Origin of the sequence: Methylobacterium sp. E-065 (genome assembly GCF_022829605.1) — a bacterium.
Lineage (GTDB): Bacteria > Pseudomonadota > Alphaproteobacteria > Rhizobiales > Beijerinckiaceae > Methylobacterium.
Genome location: NZ_JAKSYD010000011.1, coordinates 1 through 1,992, shown reverse-complemented (window position 1 = coordinate 1,992; position 1,992 = coordinate 1). Strand labels below are relative to the sequence as shown.

3 protein-coding genes and 1 pseudogene are annotated in these 1,992 nt (G+C 63.4%); 3 read left to right on the top strand and 1 reads right to left on the bottom strand.

Translation table 11 applies throughout. The features are described from left to right. Window positions 1-153: 153 nt before the first annotated feature. Window positions 154-357 (bottom strand): hypothetical protein, encoded by a 204-nt coding sequence (locus tag MKK84_RS00610; protein ID WP_243916102.1) that lies wholly within the window; start codon window positions 355-357, stop codon window positions 154-156. 219 nt (window positions 358-576) lie between these two features. Here MKK84_RS00610 and MKK84_RS00605 point away from each other — a divergent pair, with 219 nt between their 5' ends. The 3 genes and pseudogenes from MKK84_RS00605 to MKK84_RS00595 form a co-directional block, all read left to right on the top strand. Then, complete coding sequence (locus MKK84_RS00605) at window positions 577-1,086, top strand: DUF4142 domain-containing protein (protein ID WP_243916101.1); 510 nt, start codon at window positions 577-579, stop codon at window positions 1,084-1,086. 239 nt (window positions 1,087-1,325) lie between these two features. Then, window positions 1,326-1,604 (top strand): hypothetical protein, encoded by a 279-nt coding sequence (locus MKK84_RS00600; RefSeq protein WP_243916100.1) that lies wholly within the window; start codon window positions 1,326-1,328, stop codon window positions 1,602-1,604. A 166-nt stretch (window positions 1,605-1,770) separates the two neighbouring features. Further along, a pseudogene (locus MKK84_RS00595) lies at window positions 1,771-1,968 on the top strand (ribonuclease D); the annotation flags it as partial. Between the last annotated feature and the right edge of the window lie 24 nt (window positions 1,969-1,992).

Below are 1,992 nucleotides of genomic sequence, written 5' to 3'. Positions count from 1 at the left end.
TCGCGCAATGCAGGCGGGAGCACACGTTACTCTCCGCCACCAGAGCCCACGGGTTCGGAAACCGGCCGGTGATCCCAACACCGTGCGCCTGATCAGTCAGGAAGTCCAATGGAGCGTAGATAGCTTCACTCCCGAAACTGGGCGGCCTTAGTGCTACGCCGACGCCTCGATCATGCGCGTGCGGGCCTCGATCAAGCCCTCCTCCTCCGTCAGCGTCCGCATTTCGGCGGCAACCTTCTCGACGATCCCCCGCGCGGCCGCTTCGTCCAGGCCAACCCCACGTGCGAACCCGTCGAGGCGGTGCATTAGGTGCTGGACAGTGGCACGCTCGTGTGTGGCTTCGGGATCGTCGCTCATCCTCAAACCGGGAAGCCCATGACGATGGCGGTCTTCACCATCGTGCAGCGCAGGCCCAGCGTGGTGGCCTCCTCGGCCAGCAGCTTCTTCGCCTGCGGGTGCATCTCGATCGCTGAGGCAACGTCAATGCACCTTTGGCCGCTCGCGCAAGCTCAGCAAACCGTGATGCATCATACAGATGGCAGGTGAGTTTGCGTCGAGCGACAGGAGTTTCATCCGATGCCCTACAGCCGACCGACCGCTCGCCTCTTCCTTGCTGCAACCCTGTCGTTGACTGGGCTCGTGGCCGCTCAAGCCGCGGCCGTCTCCGATGAGGATAAGGCTTTCGTCGCCAAGGTCTCGCAGGGCGGGATGTATGAGGTCGAACTTGGAAAGCTCGCTGAGGGCAAGGGTGCGCGTCAGGACATCAAGGACCAGGGCAACACCGAAGCGCATGACCATAGCCTCGTGGGCGACAAATTGAAGTCGATCGCCACCGGCGCCGGCCTCCCCTTCCCCGACACGCTCAACACCGAGTTCCAGGGGCGGCTCGACCGGATGAAAGGCCTGTCGGGCGCGGCCTTCGACTCTGCCTATGTCAAGGACATGAAGGCCATTCACGACGCAGACGGGGCCGCCTTCGCTAAGGAGTCCAAGGCTGGGACCAACCCAGACCTCAAGGCTTTCGCCGCTGAGACCCACCGCATCGTACAGCGTCACCTTGGCGAACTTGGCGCGAAAACGAACTGAACTGATCCAACAGTCGGGCGGCCATGGTATCACGGCTCGCCCGGCCTCATAAGAACCTCACGCTTCGCACCTATAACGAAAAGATAGCAGCGCCAATCCCGTGTTTCCGAATGTAACTTGAGTGCGGGGGCGCACATAGATAACGTCGACGTAAAGCATTGCTGGATCGATCGCGCGCAACGTGAATTGCCGCAAGCTTCAGGAGTTTCCTGCCGCACATGTTCCGTCAGGAGTCCAGCATGAACAAGCTTGCCCTCGCTGCCGTCATCTCTACGGCTTTCATTTCGCCCGTCTTCGCGCAGGCCGTCATCGAGACGCCTACGGGTACCACGGTCATAGTACCACCCGGCGCCCCCGGCGTCGTGACGCGGCAGCCTGGCTCAACCGGCGATGCGCCGGCAGCAACGTATTCGCCGACCGGACGTGCCGCTGACGGTATCGCGACCGACTCCGCAGCTGCTGGCAATGAGGGCCAGCCGTCCCGCGTCGGTTCGACCGGCAGCGGCGGTGGAAAGTAGCTCCGTTTCAGGTACACCCCATTGGATGCGAAAAAGCCCGGCCTCTTGGCCGGGCTAGTTGGGTCCCTTTGCACGGGGACATCGAGATCAGGAAGCTTTGGGAACAACCGATCCCGATCTGGGAAACTAGAAGTCGCGCTGGACGCGGAACCGGACCTGCGAGACCGAGTCCTGCGTGGCGGCGCAGCTCGATTACGCGGCGTCCGACGTGCTCCCTCTCCACGCCGCCCGCGATCGGCTCGACGCGCTGCTCGCCCGCGAAGGCCGCACCGATCTCGCCGCCGCCTGCTTCGCCTTCTTGCCGACCCGCGCGCGCCTCGACCTCGAAGGCTGGCCCGAGGTGGACATCTTTTCGCACAGTTGAGAAGCCGTGCCGGACTACCGGACG

Bases quoted from the DNA above. Each gene is read 5' to 3' on its own strand.
- MKK84_RS00600 (WP_243916100.1), top strand. From the start codon at position 1,326: ATGAACAAGCTTGCCCTCGCTGCCGTCATCTCTACGGCTTTCATTTCG.
- MKK84_RS00605 (WP_243916101.1), top strand. From the start codon at position 577: ATGCCCTACAGCCGACCGACCGCTCGCCTCTTCCTTGCTGCAACCCTG.
- MKK84_RS00610 (WP_243916102.1), bottom strand. From the start codon at position 357: ATGAGCGACGATCCCGAAGCCACACACGAGCGTGCCACTGTCCAGCAC.